General features: G+C 69.1%; 18 protein-coding genes. 9 read left to right on the plus strand and 9 right to left on the minus strand.

The genetic code is table 11. The features are described 5' to 3' along the window. Nucleotides 1-26: 26 nt before the first annotated feature. Complete coding sequence (locus tag ACWELQ_RS01970; protein ID WP_452395153.1) at nucleotides 27-3,170, plus strand: ATP-binding protein; 3,144 nt, start codon at nucleotides 27-29, stop codon at nucleotides 3,168-3,170. On the opposite strand, the gene ACWELQ_RS01975 is transcribed toward ACWELQ_RS01970, so the two are convergent. Together ACWELQ_RS01975 and ACWELQ_RS01980 are read right to left on the minus strand one after the other, a co-directional pair. Next, a complete protein-coding gene (locus ACWELQ_RS01975; protein ID WP_452395154.1) occupies nucleotides 3,148-3,942 on the minus strand; it encodes an ABC transporter permease in 795 nt (264 codons plus the stop codon). The genes ACWELQ_RS01970 and ACWELQ_RS01975 overlap by 23 nt on opposite strands. Beyond that, a complete protein-coding gene (locus tag ACWELQ_RS01980; protein WP_452395155.1) occupies nucleotides 3,939-4,889 on the minus strand; it encodes an ATP-binding cassette domain-containing protein in 951 nt (316 codons plus the stop codon). The genes ACWELQ_RS01975 and ACWELQ_RS01980 overlap by 4 nt, the downstream gene beginning before the upstream one ends. Before the next feature lie 206 nt (nucleotides 4,890-5,095). Between ACWELQ_RS01980 and ACWELQ_RS01985 the strand changes: the two genes are divergently transcribed. The 3 genes from ACWELQ_RS01985 to ACWELQ_RS01995 all read left to right on the plus strand — a co-directional run bounded on the left by ACWELQ_RS01985 (nucleotide 5,096) and on the right by ACWELQ_RS01995 (nucleotide 8,414). Further along, the gene (locus ACWELQ_RS01985; protein WP_452395156.1) at nucleotides 5,096-6,118 is read left to right on the plus strand and encodes an adenylate/guanylate cyclase domain-containing protein; all 1,023 of its coding nucleotides are present in this window, start codon (nucleotides 5,096-5,098) and stop codon (nucleotides 6,116-6,118) included. 461 nt (nucleotides 6,119-6,579) lie between these two features. Next, complete coding sequence (locus ACWELQ_RS01990) at nucleotides 6,580-7,575, plus strand: ATP-binding cassette domain-containing protein (protein ID WP_452395157.1); 996 nt, start codon at nucleotides 6,580-6,582, stop codon at nucleotides 7,573-7,575. Next, nucleotides 7,572-8,414: an ABC transporter permease gene (locus ACWELQ_RS01995; protein ID WP_452395158.1), complete on the plus strand. Its 843-nt coding sequence runs from the start codon at nucleotides 7,572-7,574 to the stop codon at nucleotides 8,412-8,414. The genes ACWELQ_RS01990 and ACWELQ_RS01995 overlap by 4 nt, the downstream gene beginning before the upstream one ends. A 3-nt stretch (nucleotides 8,415-8,417) precedes the next feature. Here ACWELQ_RS01995 and ACWELQ_RS02000 read toward each other — a convergent pair whose 3' ends face one another. The 3 genes from ACWELQ_RS02000 to ACWELQ_RS02010 are packed head-to-tail and all read right to left on the minus strand — an operon-like array spanning nucleotide 8,418 to nucleotide 10,775. Further along, on the minus strand, nucleotides 8,418-8,597 hold the full coding sequence (locus ACWELQ_RS02000; protein ID WP_040802205.1) for a hypothetical protein: 180 nt from the start codon (nucleotides 8,595-8,597) through the stop codon (nucleotides 8,418-8,420). Nucleotides 8,598-8,652: 55 nt separating this feature from the next. Further along, nucleotides 8,653-10,491 (minus strand): glutamine--fructose-6-phosphate transaminase (isomerizing), encoded by a 1,839-nt coding sequence (gene glmS / locus ACWELQ_RS02005; protein ID WP_452395159.1) that lies wholly within the window; start codon nucleotides 10,489-10,491, stop codon nucleotides 8,653-8,655. Nucleotides 10,492-10,505: 14 nt separating this feature from the next. Next, entirely contained in the window at nucleotides 10,506-10,775 is a 270-nt protein-coding gene (locus tag ACWELQ_RS02010; protein WP_452395160.1) for a hypothetical protein, read from the minus strand. Between the two features lie 142 nt (nucleotides 10,776-10,917). On the opposite strand from ACWELQ_RS02010, the gene ACWELQ_RS02015 reads away from it, so the two are divergent. Both ACWELQ_RS02015 and ACWELQ_RS02020 read left to right on the plus strand, forming a co-directional pair. Further along, nucleotides 10,918-11,445 carry a peptidylprolyl isomerase gene (locus ACWELQ_RS02015; protein WP_452395161.1) on the plus strand — a complete coding sequence of 176 codons (528 nt, stop codon included), beginning with the start codon at nucleotides 10,918-10,920 and terminating at the stop codon, nucleotides 11,443-11,445. A gap of 27 nt (nucleotides 11,446-11,472) precedes the next feature. After that, the gene (locus tag ACWELQ_RS02020; RefSeq protein WP_452395162.1) at nucleotides 11,473-12,348 is read left to right on the plus strand and encodes a rhomboid family intramembrane serine protease; all 876 of its coding nucleotides are present in this window, start codon (nucleotides 11,473-11,475) and stop codon (nucleotides 12,346-12,348) included. Here the strand turns inward: ACWELQ_RS02020 and ACWELQ_RS02025 are convergent. Then, a complete protein-coding gene (locus ACWELQ_RS02025) occupies nucleotides 12,345-12,788 on the minus strand; it encodes a PH domain-containing protein (protein ID WP_452395163.1) in 444 nt (147 codons plus the stop codon). The two genes, ACWELQ_RS02020 and ACWELQ_RS02025, sit on opposite strands and share 4 nt — an antisense overlap. Before the next feature lie 87 nt (nucleotides 12,789-12,875). Continuing rightward, nucleotides 12,876-13,142: a cell division protein CrgA gene (gene crgA, locus ACWELQ_RS02030; protein WP_379359200.1), complete on the minus strand. Its 267-nt coding sequence runs from the start codon at nucleotides 13,140-13,142 to the stop codon at nucleotides 12,876-12,878. Nucleotides 13,143-13,291: 149 nt separating this feature from the next. Here crgA and ACWELQ_RS02035 point away from each other — a divergent pair, with 149 nt between their 5' ends. From ACWELQ_RS02035 to ACWELQ_RS02045, 3 genes are read left to right on the plus strand one after another with little or no spacing between them, the layout of a single operon-like run. Continuing rightward, a complete protein-coding gene (locus ACWELQ_RS02035; RefSeq protein ID WP_452395164.1) occupies nucleotides 13,292-13,933 on the plus strand; it encodes an aminodeoxychorismate/anthranilate synthase component II in 642 nt (213 codons plus the stop codon). A 13-nt stretch (nucleotides 13,934-13,946) separates the two neighbouring features. Next, nucleotides 13,947-14,630 carry a RibD family protein gene (locus ACWELQ_RS02040; RefSeq protein WP_452395165.1) on the plus strand — a complete coding sequence of 228 codons (684 nt, stop codon included), beginning with the start codon at nucleotides 13,947-13,949 and terminating at the stop codon, nucleotides 14,628-14,630. Next, entirely contained in the window at nucleotides 14,620-15,081 is a 462-nt protein-coding gene (locus ACWELQ_RS02045; RefSeq protein WP_452395166.1) for a dCMP deaminase, read from the plus strand. The genes ACWELQ_RS02040 and ACWELQ_RS02045 overlap by 11 nt, the downstream gene beginning before the upstream one ends. Before the next feature lie 94 nt (nucleotides 15,082-15,175). Here ACWELQ_RS02045 and pknB read toward each other — a convergent pair whose 3' ends face one another. Both pknB and ACWELQ_RS02055 read right to left on the minus strand, forming a co-directional pair. After that, nucleotides 15,176-17,071 (minus strand): Stk1 family PASTA domain-containing Ser/Thr kinase, encoded by a 1,896-nt coding sequence (gene pknB / locus ACWELQ_RS02050; RefSeq protein WP_452395167.1) that lies wholly within the window; start codon nucleotides 17,069-17,071, stop codon nucleotides 15,176-15,178. Continuing rightward, complete coding sequence (locus tag ACWELQ_RS02055; RefSeq protein ID WP_452395168.1) at nucleotides 17,068-18,633, minus strand: protein kinase domain-containing protein; 1,566 nt, start codon at nucleotides 18,631-18,633, stop codon at nucleotides 17,068-17,070. The genes pknB and ACWELQ_RS02055 overlap by 4 nt, the downstream gene beginning before the upstream one ends. Nucleotides 18,634-18,650 lie beyond the last annotated feature (17 nt).

Below are 18,650 nucleotides of genomic sequence, written 5' to 3' on the forward strand. Positions count from 1 at the left end.
CGTTCGCGCACCATTACGGTGATGGCGTGACCATCCAGCTCGCCCTGCTTCCGAGTGTTTCGCTGCGCGGACAGGAGATCACCGGGCCGCGCGTACGAGCCCTGCTGGCGGTGCTGGCGGCGGACCTGCGGGGCGGCAGCAGCGCCGCCGGACTCGTCGACGGAGTGTGGGCGGACGCGCTGCCGGACAATCCGGCCAAGGCCTTGCAGGTGCTGGTTTCGCGGACGCGGGCGCAACTGGGCGCGGAGCTCATCGCCAGCACCCCCACCGGTTACCGGCTCGCCCTGGAGCCGGACGAGGTGGACACGGCGGCCTTGGAGATCCACGCGGCCGCGGCCGAAAGACATGCCCGCGCGGGCGATCTGGCGGCGGCGCTGGCACAGGCCGAGGCCGGGCTGGCGTTGTGGAACGGCGAAATCGACGAACTACGTGATACCGCGGACCCGATCGCCGCGTTGCGGGCCGCCCGGGTGCCCGCCCATCGCGCCCTGGCCACCGTCCGGGCGCTGAGCCTGGCCCGGTCCGGCCGCTACGCCGAGGCCCTCGGGCCACTGCTCGAGATCGCCGAACGCGCACCCCGCAATGAGGAGGTGCTGGCCGAACTGCTGCGCGCCGAGGCCGATACCTCGGGACCCGCCGCCGCGTTGGCCCGGTACGACCGCTACCGCCGCCTGCTGCGCGACAACCTCGGTACGGATCCCGGCGAGACCTTGAAATCCATCCACCGGCAACTGCTGCGCGCCGGCGAACCCGCGGTGCGCCAAGGCATCCGGCACGATCCGAATCCGCTGGTGGGCCGGGAACGCGATCTCGCCGCGGTGACCGCACTGCTGCACGGGCATCGGGTGGTGTCCATCGTCGGCCCCGGCGGACTGGGCAAGACCCGGCTGGCGCACGCGGTGGGCGCGGCCGCCGAACAGCGGTCGGTGTTCCTGGTGGAACTCGCCGCCCTCACCGATGACCGCGCGGTGGTCGCGGCGGTGGCCGCCGCGGTCGGCGCGGGAGAGGTCGCGCCGGGCGGCGGCACGGCGGTGGCCGGAATCGCCCGCACGCTGGGCGCGGGTGCACTGCTCATCCTCGACAACTGCGAACAGGTGCTCGACGGTGCGGCCGACCTGGCCAGCGCCCTGGTGTCGCTGACCCGTGACCTGCGGGTACTGGTCACCAGTCGCGCGCCGCTCGGCGTGAGTGCCGAAGCGGTGCATCAGCTTCCGACGCTCGTCTCGGAAACGGCGGCGGAACTGTTCGCCCAGCGGGCCCGCGCGGTGCGACCGGATATCGAATTGCCGCTCGGGCCGGTCGCGGCCCTATGCGCCGCGCTCGACGGTCTGCCCCTGGCGCTGGAGCTGGCGGCGGCACGGGTGCGGGTGATGTCGGTGGACGAGATGTCGCGGCGGCTGGCCGACCGATTCACCTTGCTGCGCGGCGGTTCCCGCGACGCACCGGCCCGGCATCGGACGCTGCGGGCGGTGGTGGACTGGAGTTGGAATCTGCTCGACGAGCCCGGCCGCGCGGCCATGCGACTGCTGTCGATCTTCCCCGGCGGCTTCACCGCCGAATCCGGAAACCGGCTGTTGGCAGGCGATCTCGTCGACACCCTGGACGCGCTCACGGCGCTGGCCGACCAGTCCCTGATCCAGGTGACCGAATCCGATTCCGGCACCCGCTTCCGAATGCTGGAAACCGTGCGGGAATTCGCGACCGCGCAGCGTGTCGAAGAGGGCGAGGAGGAGTACGCGCTGCGGGAATTCCTGGCCTGGGCGCGGGATTTCGGTCTCACCCGTACCCCGCGTGCCTTCGGCGAGCTGGCCGAGACGACGATCGTCCAGGCCGAACAGGACAATCTGGTACGCGCCCTGGCCCTCGGGCTGGAGCGCGCCGACCTCCCGGCGGTGGCCGGGGTGTGGTCGGTGCTCGGCTCCTACTGGTTCGTGGGTGCGCAGTACGCCCGCGTCGGGGACTTCGCGGCCGAATGCGCCTGGCTGCTCTCGCGTTTCCGGCCGGAACCGGCATTCGTGGAGGCGGCCCGGACGGCCGCCGTCGTCGGCGCGGTGCACGCCGCGGTCCAAGGCCGCCTCGACGCGCGGTCTCTGCTGGCGCTGCGCAAGCTGCCCGACGCACCGCCCGACACTCCGGTGCGAGCCCTCGCCGCGGTGTTCCTGGCCGCGCCGGAACTGCTCGGTCCGGACCCGGAGCCGCTGAATCGTCTGTGCGACAGCGATCGCCCGCTGCTCGCGGCCCTGGGCGAGCTGCTGGTGAGCGTGCGCGCCGAACAGTTCGGGGATCGGGGCGCGGCCCTCACGGCCGCCGAGCGCATGCGCATCGCCCTGGACCCGATGCCGGGTGGCTGGCTGAACTTCCAAGCCCGCTGCCGCATCGGACATCTGGCCCTGCTGTCCGAACGTCCGGAGCAGGCGCGCGCCGAATTGGTGGCCGCGCTGCGTCAGATGGACGGGCTGGGGCCGCGCCCGGATCTCGGTGATCTGGTGGTCGCCGCCGCCCTGACCGCCCTGCAACTCGGCGATCTGGACGGTGCGCAGAACTGGCTGGCCCAGGTGCCGGACCGGGCCGACCCGTTCGCGCAGCCCTACGCGCCGGTGGCGCACGCCGAGCTGCGGCTGGCCCGCGGTGAGATCGAGGACGGCCTGTGGCGCTGGCGGGAGATCGTGAAATCGGTGTCCAGTCCGGACAATCCGTTCCAGCAGGCGGATCCGCGCGGCGTGCGGGTGTGGTCGCTGGAGGGCCGGGCCGCGGCGGTGGTGGCGCATGCCCGGCATGCCCGGCCGGATCTGGTCGCCGACCTCGCCGCCGAGCTGACCGGTGAGGCGATCGCTCTGCTGCGGCGGCCTTCCGACCAGCCATCGGGGCATCTGGCCGAGCTGACGGCCTGCGGCGCGGTGCTTTCGGCGCTGGCGGCCCTGGATCTGGCCGGGGGACAGGCTGTTTCCGGCGCCCGGCTGACCGCGTTGGCGGAACGGTTCGATCCGCCGCACCAGATCCATCCGACCATGTCCGCGGCCGCCGCCCGGGAAGCCGCCGAAAACGCCGACAGGGCGGCATATCTCGAGTCTCGCTCGAGCTATGCCGCCCTGGAGGTGACGGAATTGCGGGCTGTCGCGCTGGAACTACTGCGCGTTCGAGAGCGGATTACCGGCCCGGTTCCCGCTTGAGCAGTGCGGTCGCGCCCCAGAACGCGGCGGCCGCGATGCCCAGGCACCAGGCGACGGCGAGCAGCGCCTGGTGGCCGACCGGGTGGCCCAGCATCAGGCCGCGCAGGGTCTCCATCACCGGGGTGAAGGGCTGGTTGCGGGCGATCCAGCCCAGCCAGGCGGGCATGGAATCGGTGGGCACGAAACCGCTGCCGAAGAAGGGCAGGATCATCAGCAGCATGGGCAGGTTGGAGGCCATCTCCACGTTCTCGCTGACCAGGCCCATGATCACGGCGATCCAGGTGACCGCCAGCGTCAGCAGGACGAGAACGCCTGCTGCGGCGAGCCATTCGAGCGGACTCGCGCCGGGCCGGAAGCCGACCGCGAAGGCGACACCGAGCACCGCGGCGACGCTGATGAACGTCTGCACCATGCTGCCGACCACATGCCCGGCCAGCAGCGAGGGCCGGAAGATCGACATGGACCGGAACCGGGACACGATGCCCTGGGTCATGTCGGTGCATACGGCCACCGCGGTGGCGGTCGCCGCGCTGACCACGGCCAGCAGCAGCACGCCCGGGGTCACATAGTTGACGTAATCGCCGCGCCCGCCGGAACTTCCGAGACCCGCGCCCAGGGTGCCGCCGAAGACATAGACGAACAGCAGCAGGAACACGATGGGCCCGATGACCAGCGGCACGGTCATCGACGGGTAGCGCAGGATGTGCTTGAGGCTGCGCCGCACCATCATGGCGGAATCGGTGACGGCGTTCTGGATGGTGGTGGTGCTCATCGCACGGACTCCTTGGGCTGGCCGGTGAGGGCGAGGAAGACATCGTCGAGATCGGGTGTGTGGATGGACAATTCGGCCGCGCGCAGACCTGCGGCCGAGAGCCGGTCGAGCAGGGTGTGCAGCGAGTCGACGCCGCCGTCGCTGGCGACCTGGAGGGTCAGTTCGTCGTCGTCGCGGGTGGTCGCGCCGAGCAGCCGGGCCGCGGCGTCGAGGGCGCGCGGGTCGGTGAAGCGCAGGTTCACGTGCCCGCCGGGCACCAGTCGCTTGAGCTCCTCGGGGGTGCCCTGGGCGACCACCTTGCCGCCGTCCAGCAGTGCGATGCGATCGGCCAGCTGATCGGCCTCCTCCAGGTACTGGGTGGTGAGGAAGACGGTGGTGCCGCCCGCGACCAGTTCGCGCACCAGTCGCCAGACGGCGCGGCGGCTGCGCGGGTCCAGGCCGGTGGTGGGTTCGTCGAGGAAGAGCACCTGCGGGCTGCCCATCAATCCCATGGCGATGTCCAGTCGCCGCCGCATGCCGCCGGAGTAGGTGGAGGCGGGCTTGCGCGCCGCGTCGACCAGGTCGAATTGTTCGATGAGCGTGGCGGTCCGGCGTTTGCGCTCGGCCCGGCCGAGGTGGTGCAGGGTCGCCATCATGGCGAGGTTCTCCTCGCCGGTGAGCAGATTGTCGACCGCCGCGAATTGTCCGGTGAGCCCGATGGCGGCGCGCACCGCGTCGGGTTCGGTGCGCACGTCGTGCCCGGCCACCCGCAGTTCGCCGGCGTCCGCGCCGATGAGGGTGGACAGGATCTGCACGGTGGTGGTCTTGCCCGCGCCGTTGGGTCCGAGCAGCGAGAAGACCGTTCCGGTCTCGACGGTCAGATCGATGCCGTCCAGCACGTGGTGGTCGCCGTAGGACTTGCGCAGTCCGGTCACCGTGATCGCCGGTGGGCGAGGGTGGGTGTTCATGGTGTCTCCCTCTGGTTCGCGGCCGTGGTGGCCGCCGCTGAGAGAAGAGTGCGCGGGCGCGGATTCACGGCGGTATCACCGCGGTTTCACGCCGTCACACCGGTGAAACCGGCCCGGCGACACCGGTGAAACCGACCGGAAAGTTCGGGACTGTGACACGGAACAAGCGGCGGTTTCCGGTCGGATCCACGTCGTAAGGTCGAGGGATGTCGTCCGCTGAGTTCAACGAACTGGTGCAGTCCGTGGTGGAGCCGTACCTGCTCGGCGGGGAACGGAAATACGATCGCCGCCAGGTGTCGGAATTGACCGGGCTGCCCAATGCCATGACACGTCGGCTGTGGGTGGCGCTCGGCTTCCCGGCCGATCCGGACGACAACGCGGTCGAATACAGCGAATCCGATATCGAGGCCGCCAAGACCTTCGCCAAACTGCACGTGCTCGCCACCGCCGACCTGCACCGCCAGACCACCGCGGCGCGCACGCTCGGCCGGTCCATGGCGCGGCTGGCCGAATGGCAGGTGGACCTGGTGGTCGAGGAGATCCTGGACCGGATCGCCACCATCACCGGCGACGATCCGGATGTCGACCCCCGCGAGGCGACCCGCATCGCCACCGACGAGGTGGTCACCGAGTTCGAGACGTTGCAGCGCTACGCCTTCCGCCGCCATCTGGACGCCGCCCTGGCCCGCTCGCTGGACGGTGCGGAGGCGGGGGACACGCTGCGGGAGCTGGCCGTCGGCTTCGCCGATATGGTCGGCTACACCCGCCTGACCCGGCACCTGGAGGCCGATGAGCTCTCGGCGCTGCTGGAGGCGTTCGAGACGGCCACCAGCAATGCGATCGTGGCGCACGGCGGCTGGGTGATCAAGAACGTCGGCGACGAAGTCATGTTCGCCGCCCGCAGCGCCGATGACGGCGCGCGGATCGCGCTCGCGGTGCAGGAGGCCGCCATCGCCTCGCACGGTGTGACCCAGGAATTGCGGGTCGGATTGGCCTACGGCGAGGTGCTGCAACGTTTCGGCGACCTCTACGGCTCGGTGGTGAACACCGCCGCGCGGCTCACCGGTGTGGCCCGCCCGGGCACCGTTCTGGTCGATGACGGGGTGGCCGAGGAGATCGGCGAGAACCCGCAATTCACGCTGCGGCATCTGGCCACGGTGCGGGTCAAGGGCATCAACCGATTGCACGGTCATGTGCTGCGCCGCAATGTGATTCGTCCACTGGTGTAAATGCGGATGCAATCGCGGTCCGGGCCGCGGCGGAACCTACCCCGGACATAGGGGCGGGCCTCGGCGAAGGGGGGGAGTTAGCCGAGGCCCGCGTTAGGTCGGCCCGGGGGGGAGGGGCCGACGGGAACGATCCTACGCGACGAATGGGGATTGTGTAGCTATCGGGGCACCGCGTTCCAAGATTTTTTCGAGGAAAAAGTGTCGTACCCGAGTGGCACGATGCGATCGTGACCGAATTGCGTCCTTCGTCGAATTCGATTCGAGTAGCGCACTACTCGCGATCGACGCCGGTGGCCGGGCGGATCATCGAATTGGCCGCATCCCATCCCGGCAACCCCGAGCACCGCCGGAGCACCGATGGGATGCGGCCACTTTTGCGCCGCGCCATACTGGCCGGGAGCGTTTGGTCCTGTTCGACCTCATCTGCGCAGTTCAAAGCCAGCGTGTAGTCAGGAGAATCAATGCCCGACGCCATTGTCGCCGAGGGTCTGGTCAAGAAGTACGGCCAACTGGTCGCACTCGACGGCCTGGACCTGTCCGTCCCCGAAGGCACCGTCACCGCCCTGCTCGGCCCCAACGGCGCCGGCAAGACCACCGCGGTGCGGGTGCTCACCACCCTGCTGGTCCCGGACGCCGGGCGGGCCACCGTGGCCGGGGTGGACGTTTTGAAGGATCCGCAGCTGCTGCGTTCCCGCATCGGCACCTCGGGCCAGTACGCGGCGGTCGATGAATACCTCACCGGCTTCGAGAATCTCGAGATGGTCGGGCGGCTGTATCACATGGGTGTGCAACGCAGTAAGGACCGCGCCCGGGAACTGCTGGACCGCTTCCGCCTCGCCGACGCCGCCGACCGGCCGGTCAAGGGCTACTCCGGCGGCATGCGCCGCCGCCTCGACCTGGCGGGCGCACTGGTCGCCAATCCGCCGGTGCTGTTCCTGGACGAACCCACCACGGGGCTGGATCCCCGTGCGCGCCTGGATCTCTGGGACGTGATCGAGGAACTGGTGGCGGGCGGCACCACGCTGCTGCTGACCACCCAGTACCTGGAGGAGGCCGATCGGCTGGCCGATTCCATCGCGGTCATCGACCACGGCCACGTCATCGCCGAGGGCACCTCCGACGAACTCAAGGCGATGGTGGGCGGCGACCGCATCGAGCTGATCGTCGATCATGCCGACAATCTCGCCCTCGCCCGGCAGGCGCTGGAAGGGTTGGCGCACGGGGAGATTCGGCTCGAACCGGGCATGCGGCGCATCATCGTGCCCGTCGAGGACGGCTCGCAGGCGTTGGTCGACGCCATCGGAGAGCTGGCCAAGCACGAGGTGAAGATCCACGACGTGGGTCTGCGCAGGCCCTCGCTGGACGACGTGTTCCTGACCCTCACCGGGCACGAGGCCGAGGATCTGATCAACGGCAACCGGGATTCCGACGAGAAGGTCGGGGGTGGGGCCCGATGAGCGCCGGACTCGCGGTCGCCGAAAGGCCCTCGGTCGCACAGCGACTCGCCATGGTGGTGACCGACAGCATCACCATCACCAAACGCAATGTGATCAAGATTCGGCGCGTGCCGGACGTGCTGGTGTTCTCCACGCTGTCGCCGATCATGTTCGTGCTGTTGTTCGCCTACGTCTTCGGTTCGGCGATCACCTTGCAGGGGACGTCCTATCGCGAATTCCTGATCGCGGGCATCTTCGCCCAGACCGTGGTGTTCGGCGCGACCTACACCGGTTTGAGCCTGGCCGAGGACATGCAGAAGGGCATCATCGACCGTTTCCGCTCACTGCCCATGGCCCCGTCCGCGGTGCTCATCGGGCGCACCGTGGCCGACATGGTGATGAACGTGGTGAGCCTGGTGGTGATGTCGCTGACCGGGCTGGTGGTGGGCTGGCGCATTCGCGGCTCGTTCTTCGACGCCGTGCTCGCCTATGTCCTGCTGCTGCTGTTCGCGTACGCGGTGTCGTGGATCCTGGCGGTGATCGGGCTGCTGGTGCGCGCGCCGGAGGTGTACAACAACGCGAACTTCATGGTGATCTTCCCGCTGACGTTCATCGCCAATACGTTCGTGCCCTCGCAGAATCTGCCCACCGTGCTCCGCGTTGTGGCGGAATGGAATCCGGTGTCGGCGGTGACGCAGGCGACCCGCGACCTGTTCGGCAACACCAGTCCGATGGGCCCGGCCCAGGACGTGTTTCCCATGCAGCATCCGGTCGCGACGACCTTCCTGTGGATCGTCGTGATCCTGGCGATCTTCGTGCCGCTCGCGTTGAAGCAATACAAGCGGTCCGTCAGTCGCTGATGGTCAGTGCGTGACCAGATCCGGTGTCGGCGCGGAGCCGTTGCGCGAATAACCCAGGCGCGGCGGCTCCGCGGCCGGTGCCGGCGGCTGCGGGCGCTTGCTCACGAAGAACGCGATGACGCCGCCCGCAATCGCGAAAAGGGCGGCCACGATGACCTTGTTACGAACGCTCCCCAGCTCCATCCGACCATGCTGGCACAGCAATGGAATTCGTGCACGGATGGGGGGCGGTGAGCGGCTACTCGACGGTAACGCTCTTGGCCAGGTTGCGCGGCTTGTCGATGTCGCGGCCCAATGCCAGCGCCGTGTGATAGGCCAGCAGCTGGAGCGGGATCGTCAGGATGATCGGATCCAGTTCCGCGCAGACCGCCGGAACGCGAATCACCGCGTCCGCCAACCCATCCGGCAGATCGGTGTTGGTCACCGCGATGACCGGCCCACCGCGCGCCTTGATCTGCTCGATGGTGGTGATGTTCTTGGCCAGCAACTCGTCCTCCGGCACCAGCACGATGCTCGGCATGTCCGGATCGATCAGCGCCAGCGGGCCGTGCTTGAGCTCGGAACCCTGGTACGCCTCGGCGTGGATGTAGGAGATCTCCTTGAGCTTCTGCGCACCCTCGCGGGCCACCGGCCAGGCGCGCACCCGGCCGATGAAGAACATGCTGCGCGCCTTGGCATATCGGGTGGCGATATCGGCGATCACGTCCTCGGCGGCGAGCACCGCGTCGATGGCGTCGGGCAGTGCGCGCAGTCCGTTCACGATGCGCTCGCCGCCCGCCGCGGACAGGTCCCGCACCCGGCCCAGCAGCAGCGCCAGCATGGCGAAGGAGACCGTCATATTGGTGAGCGCCTTGGTGGAGGCCACCGACACCTCGGGGCCCGCGTGCAGGAACACGCCCGCGCCGCATTCGCGGGCGATGGCGCTGCCGACAACGTTCACCGCGCCGATCACCCGGCCGCCCTTGCGCTGCAATTCCTGAACGGCCGCAAGGGTATCCAGGGTCTCGCCGGACTGGCTGATGGCGATGTAGAGGGCGTCCGGGTCCACCACCGGATTGCGGTAGCGGAACTCCGAGGCGGGTTCGGCGGTGGCCGGAATCCGGGCCAGCTCCTCGACCAGCTGCGCGCCCAGCTGGCCCGCGTAGTAGGCCGAGCCGCAGCCCAGGAACACCACCTTGCTGATGCCGCGCAGTTCGCGCGCGTCCATATTGAGCCCGCCCAGCACGGCGGTGGCGAATCGTTCGTCGAGGCGACCGCGGAGCGCCCGGCGCACGGCGTCGGGCTGTTCGGCCATTTCTTTGCGCATGAAGTCGGGGTACCCGCCCAGCGCGTAGTCCTCGGCCGCCATATCGATGGTGGTGGGGATCTTGTCGGTGCGGCGCGCCTCGAGACCCAGTGTGCTGGTGCGGAATTCGCCCGCCCGCACGGTCGCCAGCTCACCGTCGTCGAGGAACACCACGCGCTGGGTGTGATGCACCAGGGCGGCCACGTCGGAGGCCACGAACATCTCGCCGTCGCCGACGCCGAGCACGATGGGGGAGCCGTTGCGGGCCACCACCAGCTCGTCGGGGCGGCGGGCGTCCAGCACCAGCAGGCCGAAGGTGCCCTGCACCCGGCGCAGCGCGGTGCGGACGGCGTCCTCCAGGGTGTCGGTGTCGTCGAGGGCGGCGGCGACCAGGTGCGCGATGGCCTCGGTGTCGGTGTCGGAGAGGAATTCCACGCCCTCGGCGGTCAGTGCGGCGCGCAGTTCCTCGGCGTTCTCCACGATTCCGTTGTGCACCACGGCGATCCGGCCCGAACCGTCCAGATGCGGGTGCGCGTTGGCGTCGGAGGGTTCGCCGTGGGTGGCCCAGCGGGTGTGCGCGATGCCGACATTGCCCTTGAGCCGGGCGCCCTCGCCGTCCACCTTGTCGCGCAGGTCCTGGACTCGGCCCTGGGTCTTGGTGACGCGCAGGCGGCCGCGGTGCGGCACGGCCAGGCCCGCGGAGTCGTAGCCCCGGTACTCGAGCCGGTGCAGGCCCTCCAGCAGGACCGGGACGGCCTCACGATGCCCGATGTAACCGACGATTCCACACATTGCGGGACGGACTCCTACCCGTAGACGAGGCGACGCAGCTGGCGTTCGGTGAATTCGGGGGCGGCCACCGGGCGCTGCGCGAGCTCGTCGGCCAGGCGCTGCCAGATCTCGGCATTGCGGAGCTGGCGACCCTGTAGTTCGGCATGTCTGCGGCGCACGAACTGTTCGGCGGTCTCGTCGAAGTATCCGACGACGTCGGCGACCACGCGGGCCGCGACGGCGGGCGGCAGGCCGGTGGAGGCCGCCACATGGCGGACCAGATCGGCCGGAACCCCGTCATTCACTCGACCGAACTTGCCATGCCGCGACCATTTCCGCCACTTCTGTGCCCGAATTCGGGCAGGGAATCACATCTTGGGCCGAATTTGCTGGCTTCACGTGTGCCGATTCCGAGGGACATTCGGCCCTGCGCCTAGGCTTGGCGGCGTGACCTCACCGAATCAGACCGCCGTCGCCACCCTGCACACCAACCTCGGCGACATCAAGATCTCGCTCTTCGGTAACCACGCCCCCGCCACGGTCCGCAATTTCGTCGGCCTGGCCGACGGGTCCGCGCCCTACACCACCAAGAACGCGTCGGGCACCGACTCCGGCCCGTTCTACGACGGGGCGATCTTCCACCGCGTGATCGAGGGCTTCATGCTGCAGGGCGGGGACCCGACCGGCACCGGACGCGGTGGCCCCGGCTACGAATTCAAGGACGAGTTCCACCCGGAACTGCGCTTCGATCGCGGCTACCTGCTGGCCATGGCCAATGCCGGGCCGGGCACCAACGGCTCCCAGTTCTTCATCACCGTGGGCCCGACCCCGCACCTCAACCGCAAGCACACCATCTTCGGCGAGGTCCTCGACCCGGACTCGCGCAAGGTGGTCGACGCCATCGCCGCCACCTCCACCGACCGCAACGACCGGCCCAACGACGAGATCGTGATCAACAGCATCACCCTCTCCTGAATCCGGCCAGAGCCGAAGAGAATTCACATGCAACCCCAGCCGCCCGCCCCGGCCTGCTACCGCCACCCCGACCGGCCCACCGGTCTGGCCTGCACCCGGTGCGGGCGTCCGTCCTGCCCGGAGTGTCTGACCGCCGCCGCGGTCGGACAGCACTGCGTGGAGTGTGTCCAGCAGGGGCGCAATGACGTTCGACCGGTCCGCAATGCGGCCGGCACACCGGTCTCACAGATCCCCAGGCCGTATGTCACCTACTCGCTGATCGCGATCAATGTGATCGTCTTCGCGATCACGGCATTGCAGGCGCACAGCCTGATGGACAACAACCGTTCGCGGCTGTTCTACGACTGGATGCTGGTGCCCGCGGCGGTCGGTCAGGACGGCGAGTGGGTGCGCGTCATCGGCTCCGGTTTCCTGCATTACGGCCCGATTCACCTGCTGACCAATATGTTCGCGCTCTACGTGCTCGGCCCCTACTGCGAGATCGCCCTGGGCCGTGGCCGTTTCGTGGCTGTCTACCTGGCCTCGCTGCTCGGCGGTTCGGCCGCGGTGACCGCGCTCGCGGACCCGCTCACGGCTTCGGCCGGCGCGTCCGGCGCGATCTTCGGCATCTTCGGCGCGGTCGGCGTGATCATGCTGCGGACCCGCCAGAACCTCACCCAGATCGCGGTCCTGCTGGGGATCAACCTGGTCATCACGTTCTCGGTGCCCGGCATCTCGATCTGGGCGCACCTGGGCGGACTGCTGGCGGGCACATTGGCCGCCGGGGGGATTCTCTATCTGCCGCGCTGGCTGGGGATCCGCGACACCCGCACCGCGCTCAACGTCGGCTGGGCTTCGGTCGCGGCGGTGGCGGTGATCGCGGTGCTGGTGACGGTGCTGGCCGCGCCCACCCTGACGGGCTAGCGCGCCAGGTGAATGCGCAGCACCTCGAGGACGTCCTCGGGGTGCGCGCCGAGATCCCAGCGGCCGAAGATCAGTAGTTTCTCGTCCCCGTGGTGATCCACATCCATTTCCAGCATGGGCATCCGGCGACCGAGTCGCCGATAGTTCACCACGCGGACGCGCAGGACTTGCTCGGGTGTGTAGCGCTGCGGCCCGGCCAGTCCACGCACCACGACATGCACCGGATCACCGGGCTCGACCGCCAGTCGCGGCCGCTGCCGCAGACCCATGACGGTCAGGAACAGCAGTCCCGCGGCGGCGAGCCCGATGAGCAGGCGGCCGGGACCGTCGGTGGCCAGAAAGGCGGCCCCGGCCAGCACCACGCCGCCGATGCCGCAGACCACGAGCGCACCCATGGGGGTGGACCAGGCCAGTCGGGAGGAGGGATCGGACGAGGTCACTGTCCCCACTCCCTCCTCGAGTTGTCCACAGGCTCATCCACAGGTGTGTATGAATAACAATGATGTAAGGCACACGCCGCCATGCGGCTAGCGCCAGCGCATGGTCATGATCAGCCCGACGACCATGAGGCCGAATCCGATCAGGAAGTTCCACGCGCCCAGGTCGCTCATCCACCCGATGTGCTCGTTGGCCAGGTAGTAGACGAGCAGCCAGGCCAGCCCCGCGAGCATGAAGCCCAGCATGATGCCGACGTACCAGATCGGCGACGGACCAGCCGACTTCACCCGCACGGGGGTGCGGCTGGCCGGGTTGATCGTGTAATCGGTCTTCTTCCGGACCTTCGACTTCGGCATGACATCCTCGTTTTCGGCGTGCTGTCTGCGTAGACATTATCCCGGCAACCCTGGGGAAAGTGTCGTCGGGGAGGGTTGCGGCGATTGTGGCGACACGGTTCGGCGGTATTGCATGCGACGCGGCCGGGCCCGCCCACTACCCTCGAATCATGCGTGTACTGGTCGTCGACAACTACGACAGCTTCGTGTTCAACCTGGTGCAGTATCTCGGACAGTTGGGTGTGGATGCCGAAGTCTGGCGCAACGACGATGATCGGCTCGCGGATGTCGACCAGGTGGTGCAGGACTTCGACGGCGTTCTGATCAGCCCCGGACCCGGCAGCCCGGACCGTGCGGGCGCGAGCATTCCGCTGGTGCACGCCGCCGCCAAGCACGCGACCCCGCTGCTGGGCGTCTGCCTCGGACATCAGGCCATCGGTGAGGCGTTCGGCGCGACCGTGACCCGGGCCCCGGAGTTGTTGCACGGCAAGACCAGCGAGGTCTTCCACATCGGTGCGGGCGTGCTGGCCGGGCTGCCGGATCCGTTCACCGCCACCCGCTACCACTCGCTGACCGTGCTCGAGGAGACCATGCCGCCGGAGCTGGAGGTGCTGGGCCGCACCGAATCCGGCATCGTTATGGCCCTGCGGCATCGCGATCTGCCCATCCACGGTGTGCAGTTCCATCCCGAATCCGTGCTCACCCAGGGTGGGCACCGCATGCTCGCCAACTGGCTGGGCGTGTGCGGCGAGCGGCCGGCGGAGGGACTGGTGCAGACCTTGGAGGCGGAGGTCGCGGCCCTCGCGTCATGATGGGCGCCGCGTCATGAGGCCGCACGTCATGCTGTCGGTGGCCGTCAGCATCGACGGTTACATCGACGACGCGAGCCCGGATCGGCTGTTGCTGTCCAACGCAGCCGATTTCGATCGAGTGGACGCCCTGCGCGCGGAGTCGGACGCCATCCTCGTCGGCGCGGGCACCCTGCGCAGCGACAATCCGCGCCTGCTGGTCAACAGCATGGACCGCCGCCTGCACCGGGTGGCGGCGGGCAAACCGGAGTACCCGGTGCGCGTGATCGTCACCGCGGGCGGGGATCTCGATCCGGCGCTGCGGTTCTGGCACACCGGCGGCGAAAGACTGGTCTACACCACCGATTCCGGGGCCGCCCGGCTCGGCGATCGGCTGGCCGGGCTGGCCGAGGTGGTATCCCTGGGCGCGGCAACGGATTTCGGGGACCTGCTGGACAACCTGGGCAAGCGGGGTATCGCGCGGCTCATGGTGGAGGGCGGCGGAGCGATCCATACCGCGTTCCTGTCGGCCGGTCTGGTCGACGAGATCTGGATGGCCGTCGCGCCGATCGTGGTCGGCGATCCGGCCGCACCGCGTTTTCTCGGGCCCGCCGTCTTCCCCGGCGGCCCTCAGCACCGCATGCAGCTGGCCGATGTCGGGCGGATCGGCGATATCGCGCTGCTGCGTTATCTGCCGAAGGAGGATTCCGATGTCGGATGAGTCGCGTGGTGATCGCGGCTGGATGCGGCATGCCATCGGTTTGGCGCGGCTGTGCCCGCACAGCGAGACCGCCTTCGCGGTGGGCGCGGTCATCGTCGGCGCGGACGGTGTGGAGATCGAGCACGGCTGGTCGCGGGAGACCGACGACAAGGTGCACGCCGAGGAGTCGGCGCTCAACAAGCTGGCCGCCGATGACCCGCGGCTGCGGCACGCGACGCTCTACAGCACCCTGGAACCCTGCTCGCAGCGGGCGAGCAAGGACCGCGCGCCCTGCACGGATCGCATTCTGGCGGCGGGGATTCGGCGCGTGGTCATCGCCTGGCGGGAACCCGGCACCTTCGTGGACAACTGCGTGGGCGTGGAGCGGCTGCGCGAGCACGGCGTCGAGGTGATCGAACTGGCCGATCTGGCGGACGAGGCCATGTCGATGAACCGGCATCTGCGCCTTTAGGTTTCACCCGGTTTCGAGGACCGGGCAAGGTTTCACATGAAACAGGGGTCCGCGGGAATGCCCGCGGACCCCTGTTCTCAGGTTCCGGTCCCGATCAGTTCGGGCCGAGCGACAGGATGCCGGTCGTGATGGTCACCGTCGCCGTCTTGCCCAGCGGTGAGCCCGCGGTCGGCTGCTGCGCGAGGATGCGCCCGACCTCACCCGCGTTCAGGGTGCTCATGGTGTTCTGGCTGACCTGACCGTTCCAGCCCTTCTGCCGCAACATGTCCACGGCCTGCGCCGGGGTCATGCCGCGCAGGTCGGGCATGGTCAGCTGATCGCCGCTGGACACCTGGACGGTGATGGTCGAGCCCTTGTCGGCATTGGTGCCAGCGGCCGGATTGGTGGCGATGACCGTGCCCTTGGGCTGGTTGTTCGGCACCTCCTGGACGGTCACCTGGAAGCCCGCGGTATCCGACAGCGTCGACTGCGCGACATCGATGGACTGGCCGACCACGTCCGGCACCCGGACCTTGTCCGGGCCGGAACCGAGGGTGATGGTGACCTGCCCGTCGGTGTCGGTCTTCTGACCCGCGTCGGGATTCTGCGCGACGACCTTGTCCTTGTCGTCGACGCTCGACGTCTGCTTCTTCACATCGGGATTCAGTCGCAGCCCCACCGAATTCAGCTGCTGCTCGGCCTGCTGCTGGGTGAGCCCGGCCAGTTTCGGCACCGGCACCTGCTGCGGGCCCGTGGACACCTGGACGGTGACGGTGCTGCCCTTGTCGACGCGCGAACCACCCAGCGGCTGGGTGGAGATGACATTGCCCTGCGCGACCTTGGGATCGTTCTTCTGCTGAATGGAGACGTTGAACCCGGCCTTCTGCAGGTTCTGCTGCGCCACCTGATAGGTCTGGTTGGCCACGTCCGGCACCGCGACCTGATCCGGCCGCGAGCCCGGGCCGATCAGCATGAACAGCAGCCCGGCCACCGCGGCGACCGCCACCACCGCGAGCACGGCGATCAGGGCGGTGCGCCGGCGCGGATCGGCCTGGACGATCTCCTGTTCGGTGGTGTCGTCGCGGCGTTCGACGGTGCGGTAGCTGCGCGGCGGCGGCAGTTCGTCGTCGAGGCGGTCCTCGTCGGTCATGATCAGCGGCGCGGTGGGCTTCTGCCCGCCCAGCACCCGGATCAGGTCCGCGCGCATCTCGGCCGCCGTCTGATACCGGTTGGCCGGGTTCTTGCTCATCGCCTTCAGGATGACCGAGTCGAGTTCGCGCGGCACGCCCTGATAGACCTGCGACGGCAGCCGCGGATCCTCCCGGACGTGCTGATAGGCCACCGCGACCGGGGAGTCGCCGGTGAAAGGCGGCTCGCCGGTGAGGATCTCGTAGAGCACACAGCCCACCGAGTACACATCCGAGCGCGCGTCCACCTGCTCGCCGCGGGCCTGCTCGGGGGAGAGGTACTGGGCGGTACCGATGACGGCGGCGGTCTGGGTCATCGGGTTGGAGCTGTCGGCGATGGCGCGGGCGATGCCGAAGTCCATCACCTTCACCGCGCCCGCCCGGTTGATCATGATGTTGGCGGGCTTCATATCGCGGTGCACGATGCCGTTGCGATGCGAGAAGTCCAGGGCCGCACACACGTCCGCGATGACTTCCATGGCGCGGCGCGGCGGCAGCGGACCCTTGCCGCGCACGATGTCGCGCAGGGTGTCGCCGTCCACGTACTCCATGACGATGTAGGGCAGCGGGCCCCCGTCGATCTCGGCCTCACCGGTGTCGTACACCGCCACGATGGCCGGATGGTTGAGCGCGGCCGCGTTCTGCGCCTCCCGCTTGAACCGCAGATAGAACGTGGGGTCGCGGGCGAGGTCGGCGCGTAGCACCTTGATCGCCACATCCCGGCCCAGCCGCAGATCCCGGGCCTTGTGCACCTCGGACATGCCGCCGAACCCGATGATCTCGCCCAGCTCGTAGCGGGAGGAGAGGTTCTTCGGGGTCGTCATGGCAATCCTTGCTGCGGGACTGTGGATGAATAGGGGTCCTGGGGGTACGACAACGGACTGCGATCACTGCCCGGGCTCACGCCGGGAACAGCTGGAACTGATGGTAAGTCGCCCGGCTGCTGCCACGGCCAGCGGCTCGTGGTGGTCGGCCGCGACGTGGTGGTCGGCCGTTGCGTCGTGGTGGTCGGCGGAACGGTGGTGGTCGGCGGCGGTGTCGTCGTCGGCTCGGGGGTCGTGGTCGGCGGCGGATCGTAGGTCGTCACCGGCGGCGGGGGCACGGGGCGTTCCCGCGTGGTGGTGGTCGGCGGCACCGTCGTGGTGGTCGGCGGGACCACCGGTGGCGCGACCACCGCGCTGGTGCGGGCCGGCGGTGTGGATTCGTGAGAGTTGCTGCTGGCCACCACGATTCCGACGCCCGCGATGAGGATCAGCACGCCGAAGGCCAGTCCCGCCATCGCCTTCTGGCCCGCGGTGAAGCGGCCGCCGTCGGGGTCGGGGGCCGGACCGGTGAAGGTCATCGGCCCGACCGGGGTGCGAGGTCCGGACATCACGGTGGTCGAGACCGCCGGGGGCTCCGGCGTCTGCCGCATCTGCTGCGACGGGGTCTGGTAGCGCGTGGTGGCCTGATCGGCGCGGGCGCCCGGAATGATCATGGTGGGCCCGGGCGGCAGCACCCGGGTGGCGCCGGTCATGGACTGCGAGACCGGGATGCCGCCGGGCGGCGTGGGTCTGCGACCCGAACGGACCGCCCCCACCGCGTCGGCGAACTCGCCGCCGTCGGTGTAGCGCTGGGTCGGATCCTTGGCCATGGTGATCTCGATGAGCTCCCGCACGTTCGGCGGCAGATCGGCGGGCAGCGGCGGCGGGGCCTCCCGCACATGCTTCATCGCGACGGTCAGCGCGCCGTCGCCGGTGAACGGGCGGGCGCCCGAAAGCGCCTCGTAGCCGACCACACCCAGCGAGTAGACGTCCGAGGCGGCGGTGGCGTCCTCGCCGGTGGCCTGCTCGGGCGCGATGTACTGGGCGGTGCCCATCACCATGCCGGTCTTGGTGACCGGGGAGGCGTCCACGGCCTTGGCGATGCCGAAGTCGGTGATCTTCACCTGACCGGTCGGCGTCACGAGAATGTTGCCGGGCTTCACATCCCGGTGCACGACGCCCGCCAGGTGCGCGACCTGCAGGGCGCGGCCGGTCTGCTCGAGCATGTCGAGACCCTGCGCCACCGAGAGCCGGTTGAGTCGCGAGAGCACCGCGTTGAGCGGTTCACCCTGCACGTATTCCATGACCAGATAGGCGATCTCGCCGCCGGACGGGTCCTGCGTCTCGCCGTAGTCGTAGATGCTCGCGATACCGGGATGGTTGAGCTGCGCCGTGGTCCGCGCCTCGGTACGGAACCGCTGCCGGAAGGTCGGATCGGTGGAGAATTCCGCCTTGAGCACCTTCACCGCCACCCGGCGGTCCAGCCGGGTGTCCAACGCTTCCCAGACCTGGCCCATGCCGCCGGTGGCGATCAGCCGCTGCAGCCGGTACCGGTCCGCGATCATCGCACCGTTGTTCAGCATTCGAGACCCTGTCTACC

This window comes from Nocardia sp. NPDC004722 (genome assembly GCF_053601505.1).